Here is a 6,168-nt window from a genome sequence, read left to right on the forward strand (position 1 = left end):
TCCCCCAGCCGCTCCCGGCCCAGCCGCTCCCACCGGCCCGGCCGCTTGCCACCGGGCGCTCCGTCCGCGAGTCGGCCCACCGGCCACGCCCACCCGACCGCGCCGCCAACCGGTGCCGCCCCGCGCAGCAGGCCAGCCGGCGGCCCTTCGCCGACGAGCGTGATACCTGTGAGTCATCAATATGACTCACAGGTATCACCGTGCGGGGCAGTAGGTGTGGCAGGGCGAGCTGGCCACCGCAGTGACAGCGGGTCCGTAGATCGACCTGCCCGACCCGGTCGGACAGGCGGGCGTGACGGAGGGTTTCCCGACCGGGACCACCCCGGACCCCGCCGACGTGACGAAGGGTGTCCGGGCCAGCCTGGCCAACGCGGCCGCACCGGCCCACGCCGGCATGACGAAGACCGCTCGGACCAGCCTGGCCAACCCTGCCAGGCCGGGCCGGCGTGCTGGAGCGCTCAGTCATAGATCGCCTCCACCAGCCACTGCCCCGCCTCGACGGCCAGCAGCAGGGCGGCGCCGTCGGCGAGGCAGACCTGGAACCGGGCCCGGCGCCGGGCCTCGGCCGGCGCCCACCAGCGCTCGTCGACCGGCCACGGGCCGGCCCAGCCGACGATCTCGGCCGGCCGGCCCGTGCCGACGGTCAGCCGGGCCGGGGCGGCGCTCAGCTGAAGCCGCGCGCTGACCACCACCGGCTCGCCGGCGTCGTCGTGCACGGTGGCGGCGAGTGGTTGGGGCAGCACCACGGCCGGCGCGGGTGGCGGCAGCTGGCCCGGCCACGGCGGTTCAACCCGCCCCGCCGACCGCCCCGCCGACCGGGGCGACCGCGCCGCCCGGCCCGGCCGCCCCCGGCCCGCTTGCGCCCCCGGACCCGACGACCCCGACTGACCCAGCGACCCCGACTGACCGGGCAATGCCGGCCGGTCCGACGACGCCGGCCGGTCGGGCACACCCGACGACACCGGCCCGCCCGGCACGAGCGCGCCCGACGACACCGGCCCGCCCGGCACGGGCACACCCGACGACACCGGTTGGTCCGGCGCCGCCGACCGGCCCGACGAAGCGAGCTGGCCCGACGACACCGGCCCGCCCGGTGACACCGGCCCGGCCAGCGACATCGGCTGCCCGGGCCGGGCGGGGATCCGCTCGTCCCCCCAGGGCACCAGGCGCACCTGGTCGGCCGGGGACCGTCCGCCGCCGAGCACCGCGGTGACCACCGCCTCGGGGCCCAGGATGCCCTGCACCCGGCTCAACGCCCGGTGCGCCCGCTCGCGCTCCTCGCCGGCCTCCCCCCAAAGGCCGGGTTGCAGGCCGGCCTGGGCGATCACGCCGTCCGGGACCAGCCGCAGCCGGATGATGCCGGCCGTCGGCCGGGCCGCTCGGCCGCCGGCCCGGCCGTTGCTGCCGGAGAGCCACCCGTCGAGCTGCCAGCGCACCCGGTCGGCGATGGCCGCGGCGGTGAGCAGGCCGTCGTGCCGCCAGACCCGGTGCAGCTCCTGCCCGTGCGCGGTGACCGCCTCGATGCCGAGCCGGGTGCAGGCCAACCCGTGCCCGGCGAGCCGGTCGTGCAGTTGCTCGGCCAGCGCGCGGGCGGCGAAGGCCGCGGCGTCGACCCGGTCGAGCGGCTCGTCGTACCCGGCGGTGACCGCCAGGTCGACCGGGGGCTGGCGGACGGCGAGCGGGCGGTGGTCCCGCCCCGCGGCGAGCCGGTGGGCCAGCGCGCCGTCGAAGCCGAACCGGGCCAGCACGTCCCCGGCCGGCAGCGCGGCGAAGTCGGCCAGGGTGCGTACGCCGAGCCGGCGCAGCAGGTCGGCCAGCGCCGGGCGGCCGAGCGCCTCGACCGGTAGCGCGGCGAGGAACTCCGGCGTGCCGCCGGGCGGGACCACCCGACCGCTGCGCGCGGCCAGCCCGGCGGCGAACACCCCGTCGGCGATGCCGACCTGGCTCTCCACCGCGCAGGTCTGCGCGACGTGCTCGACGATCCGCTCGGCCGCCACCTCCTCCCCGCCGAGGTAGCGGGCCGGGCCGCGGGCCGCCACCGCGCAGGAGCCGGGGCGGACCACCTCCACCCCGGCGACCAGTTCCTCGACGGCGGCGACCACCGGCTCGAACGCCCGGGCGTCCCGCCCCGGGTCGTGGTCGACGACGGTGAGCTGCGGGCACCGTCCCTGCGCCTCCCGCCGGCGCAGCCCGCGGCGCACCCCCTCGGCGCGGGCCCGCTCGGAACAGGCGACCACCCGGTTGGCGTGCAGCACCGCCACCGGATCGGTGGCCGGCACCCCCTCGACGATCTCGGCGGCGAGCACCGGCCAGTCCGGGCACCAGAGCAGCAGGGTCCGCACCGGCCCGGCACCCCCAGGCCGGACCGACGACCCGCCGGGCCGGTCAGCGCGAGCCGACGAGCTGCCTGGCCGGTCAACACGAGCGGACGACCCACCGGGCTGGTCGATGCCGGCCGGCAACCCTCCGGATCGGTCAGCGCGGGCGGCGTCTCCGGATCCGCCGGCGCCGGCCGGTGGTCCGCCCGGCCGGCCGGGCTGTACTGCAACGGCGTCGCTCACGCCGGACCGACCAGGGTGAGCGCGCCGCGCCGCCCGACGGGGTCGGACGGCCCGGCCGACGGCACCGGGCGGAGCCGGCCGGCGGCCGACCGGCCGGTGACGGAGGCGACGGAGGTGGCCGCCGGTCGCGGGATGACCCGGGTGAGCCCGTCACCGGGCAGCCAGACCTTGACCTCCTTGGGGCGGGCGGCCGCCCCGCGCCCGCGCGCCGAGACGGTGACCTCCCGGCGGCGCAGTCGCCCGCGGCCCGGCCCGAGCCCTTCCCACACCCCCCGGACCACCTGCAACGTCACGTCCGCGCCGTCCCACCGGCCGTACGGGACGAGCACGCTGCCCCGCTGGCGGGCCCGGGCGGCCAGCCGGTTGGCGACCGAGGCGGAGACCGTGGCCGGCACGGCGGTGACCACGACGTCCACCCCGTCGATCAGCGCGGCGACGACAGTGGCCCACTCCGGACCCGGGTTGGGCACCAGAGCGAGCCGGTCCAGGGCGATGCCGTACTCGGCGGCCGCTCCCGCGCCGAACGTCGGCACCCCGACCACGGCGCACCACGAGCCGGCCCGGGACGCCTCGGCGAGCAGCGCCAGGACCAGGGAGGTGCCGCCACTGCGCCGGGGCTGGCCGGTGGCGACCGCGACGGTGCTGCCGCGGCGCAACCCCCGGTTGGGCAGCAGGCCGGTCAGCTCCGGGGCCACCGGCAGCACCCGGTGGCCGCCCGCCGGGTCCGGCGCGCTCGCCGGACGGACCAGGCCGGCCAGTGCGGCGGAACCGACCACCATGCGGCCCGCCATCGGACCTACCCCCCGTCGTGCTGTTCGGATCAGATGTGCGCGTGGGCGCCCCGGCCGCCCGGCTCCCCCCGCCGGGCGGTCGGGGTGTCACAGGTGTCAGGCGGCCAGACCGTCGAGCGCCGGCTGGTGGGCCACGCCGAGCGCGGTCTCCACCACCGTGACGAACTGCTCGGCGGCGCGCAGCAGGTCGTCGGCCTCCCGGGCGGTCACCACCCGGGGGATGCCGGCCTCGGCGGCGGCCCGCTTGCCGGCGCCGGCGGCGAAGAACCGGGCCCACTCGTCGAGCTCGGGGGCGACCCCGGAGAGCAGGACCCAGACGCTGGTGATCCGGTTGCGCCGGGCCGGTGCCGGGCGGGCCCGGGCGGCGAGCAGGGCGGCGGCGGCGCGCAGGGCGGCCAGGTGGGCGGCCGCGTAACGGAGGCCGTCGGGACGGGTCCGGGCGGCCTCGGCGAGCCCCTGGCGGGCCACCGCGAGAAGCTGGGCGGGAGTGCGGTGCGGCAGCACGTGCGCCGGCACCGTCGGTGCCTGAGCCGGGTTGGTCGGCATGGGACTGTCTCCTCCACGTGGCCGGGTCGCCACCCCACCGCGACGGACGGGCCGCCGGCGGGGCGCCGGATCGAGTGGTGCGGAGGAAGACGCACCGGATGGGGGCCGGCCGGGTGTGGACGCTTCCCCACACCACACCCGGCCGGCGTACCGGCGGGTTCGTCGCCCGCCGCCCGGGGGTCGTGGGCGGCGGGCGACGCTCCTGCCTGACGGGACCGGGCTCGCGACTGCCCGGAACCCAGGTGCGGCCCGCGGAGCCGCACCGCCCGGAGCCGGCGCCGCGAAACACCGCCCCGGGCTGGTTGGAACGAGCGTACGAGGCAATCGAACACTCGTTCTAACTACTGCTGACAGTACACCCTCCCTCCGACGAAAATGCAACGTGTGACGCGCGGCCGGTCGCGGACGGACCCGGCGTACCGGGAAGAATGGCGGGCATGCAGTCACACCCGAACGTACGGGCGGTGCAGGACGCGCTCGACGCCGCCGACGCGCGGAACGGCTCCGGCGCCCCCAGCGTGGTCCGCCTGCTGCCCGAGGCGGTGCACACCGCCGCGGCCGCCGCCGAGGCGCTCGGCGTCGGCGTCGGCCAGATCGCCAACTCGCTGATCTTCGAGGCGGACGGCGAGCCGCTGCTGGTGCTCACCTCCGGCGCGCACCGGGTGGACACCGCCGGGCTGGCCGCCGGCATCGGGGTCACCCGGCTGCGCCGGGCCAGCCCCGACTTCGTCCGCACGCACACCGGGCAGGTGATCGGCGGGGTGGCCCCGCTGGGCCACCCGAAGCAGCTGCGCACCCTGGTGGACACCGCCCTGGCGGGGTACGACGAGATCTGGGCCGCCGGCGGGGTGCCGCAGGCGGTCTTCCCCACCACGTACCGGGAACTGCTCCGGATCACCGCCGGCGCCCCGGCCGAGGTGGCGTGAGCGACCCCGCGCACGCCGTACCGGGCCTGGTCACCCTGCACGTGTGGCGGACCTCCCGGCCCGCGCTGCCCCGGGCGCTGGCCCGGATGGCGCTCGACCCGCGCCGGCTGCGCGCCGTGCCGGGCGTACGGTTCGGCAAGCTCCTCGGCACCGGGACCGGCACCGGCTTCGGCCCGGGTGACGCCGACCTGACCCGGTGGGCGGCGCTGGCGGTGTGGGACTCCCCCGCCGCGGCGGCCGGCTTCGACGCCTCGCCGGTGGGCCGGGCCTGGTCCCGGATCGCCCGCTCCGCCGTCCGGCTCGACCTGCGCCCGCTGACCAGCCGGGGCGAGTGGTCCGGCCGCCGGCCGTTCGGCGAGCCGCCCGGCGGCCGCGCCGACGGCCCGGTGCTGGCGCTGACCCGGGCCCGGCTGCGGCCCCGCCGGGCGGTCACCTTCTGGCGGGCGGTCCCGCCGGTGGCCGCCGCCCTGCACGCCGCGCCCGGCCTGCTCGCCCGGTTCGGCGTCGGCGAGGCCCCGGTGGGCTGGCAGGGCACGGTGAGCGTGTGGCGTGACCCGGCGGACCTGGTGGCGTTCGCGTACCGTCACCCGGAGCACCGCGCCGCGATCATGCGGACCCCCACCGAGGGGTGGTACGCGGAGGAGCTCTTCGCGCGGTTCGCGGTGTGCGACGTGGTCGGTGACCGGACGGTGCTGGGATGGGTCGCGGACGGCGACGCGGAGACGGTGAAGGGCGCGCGGGCATGAGGTTGGTGCGGTGGACACCGGACGATCTCGTCCGGCGGCTGGACGACGTGGTGGCCGTCTACGGCGAGGCGATGGGTTACCGCACCGACCTGCTGGAGGCCCGCCGCGGCTACATCGCCACCCACGTCCGCCGCCCCGGCTTCCGGGCCGTGGCCAGCCTGACCACCGAGGGGCACCTGGCCGGCTTCGGCTACGGCTACCTCGGCGCCCCCGGGCAGTGGTGGCACGACCAGGTCTGGCGGGCGCTGGACCCGGCCGCCCGGCAGCGCTGGCTGACCGACTGCTTCGAGGTGGTCGAGCTGCACGTCCGGCCGCCCGCGCAGGGGCACGGCCTGGGCGCGGGGCAACTGCGCGCCCTGCTCACCATGGCCGAGGGGGTCACCACCCTGCTGTCCACCCCGGAGGCCGACGAGCAGCGGTCGCGGGCCTGGCGGCTGTACCGCCGGTTCGGGTTCGTCGACATCCTGCGCGACTTCCACTTCCCCGGCGACGAGCGCCCGTTCGGCGTGCTCGGCCGGGACCTCCCCCTCCCGCCTCCCGGCCCGGCGCCGGCCCCGCCGCGCCCCCCGCAGGTCAGCGGCTGGCTGCTGACCAGGAT

Annotated in this window: 6 protein-coding genes; 3 read left to right on the forward strand and 3 right to left on the reverse strand. The window is 78.4% G+C overall.

What is annotated here, in order from left to right; genetic code table 11:
* Window positions 1–458: 458 nt before the first annotated feature.
* From DLJ47_RS32765 to DLJ47_RS32775, 3 genes are all read right to left on the reverse strand, one after another.
* Window positions 459–2,342 carry a DNA polymerase Y family protein gene (locus tag DLJ47_RS32765; protein WP_109905893.1) on the reverse strand — a complete coding sequence of 628 codons (1,884 nt, stop codon included), beginning with the start codon at window positions 2,340–2,342 and terminating at the stop codon, window positions 459–461.
* A 215-nt stretch (window positions 2,343–2,557) separates the two neighbouring features.
* The gene (locus DLJ47_RS32770) at window positions 2,558–3,352 is read right to left on the reverse strand and encodes a hypothetical protein (RefSeq protein ID WP_233258149.1); all 795 of its coding nucleotides are present in this window, start codon (window positions 3,350–3,352) and stop codon (window positions 2,558–2,560) included.
* Between the two features lie 96 nt (window positions 3,353–3,448).
* Window positions 3,449–3,898 (reverse strand): SAV_6107 family HEPN domain-containing protein, encoded by a 450-nt coding sequence (locus DLJ47_RS32775; protein ID WP_109905895.1) that lies wholly within the window; start codon window positions 3,896–3,898, stop codon window positions 3,449–3,451.
* A 437-nt stretch (window positions 3,899–4,335) separates the two neighbouring features.
* Here DLJ47_RS32775 and DLJ47_RS32780 point away from each other — a divergent pair, with 437 nt between their 5' ends.
* The 3 genes from DLJ47_RS32780 to DLJ47_RS32790 all read left to right on the forward strand — a co-directional run.
* The gene (locus DLJ47_RS32780; protein WP_109905899.1) at window positions 4,336–4,824 is read left to right on the forward strand and encodes a YbaK/EbsC family protein; all 489 of its coding nucleotides are present in this window, start codon (window positions 4,336–4,338) and stop codon (window positions 4,822–4,824) included.
* A complete protein-coding gene (locus DLJ47_RS32785) occupies window positions 4,821–5,570 on the forward strand; it encodes a monooxygenase (protein ID WP_109905897.1) in 750 nt (249 codons plus the stop codon). Before DLJ47_RS32780 ends, DLJ47_RS32785 begins: the two co-directional genes overlap by 4 nt.
* The coding region (locus DLJ47_RS32790) for a GNAT family N-acetyltransferase (protein ID WP_233258150.1) at window positions 5,567–6,168 on the forward strand (602 nt) is incomplete at its 3' end. The genes DLJ47_RS32785 and DLJ47_RS32790, both read left to right, overlap by 4 nt.

The sequence above is a fragment of the Micromonospora sp. S4605 genome, assembly GCF_003176715.1.
Lineage (GTDB): Bacteria > Actinomycetota > Actinomycetes > Mycobacteriales > Micromonosporaceae > Micromonospora > Micromonospora echinaurantiaca.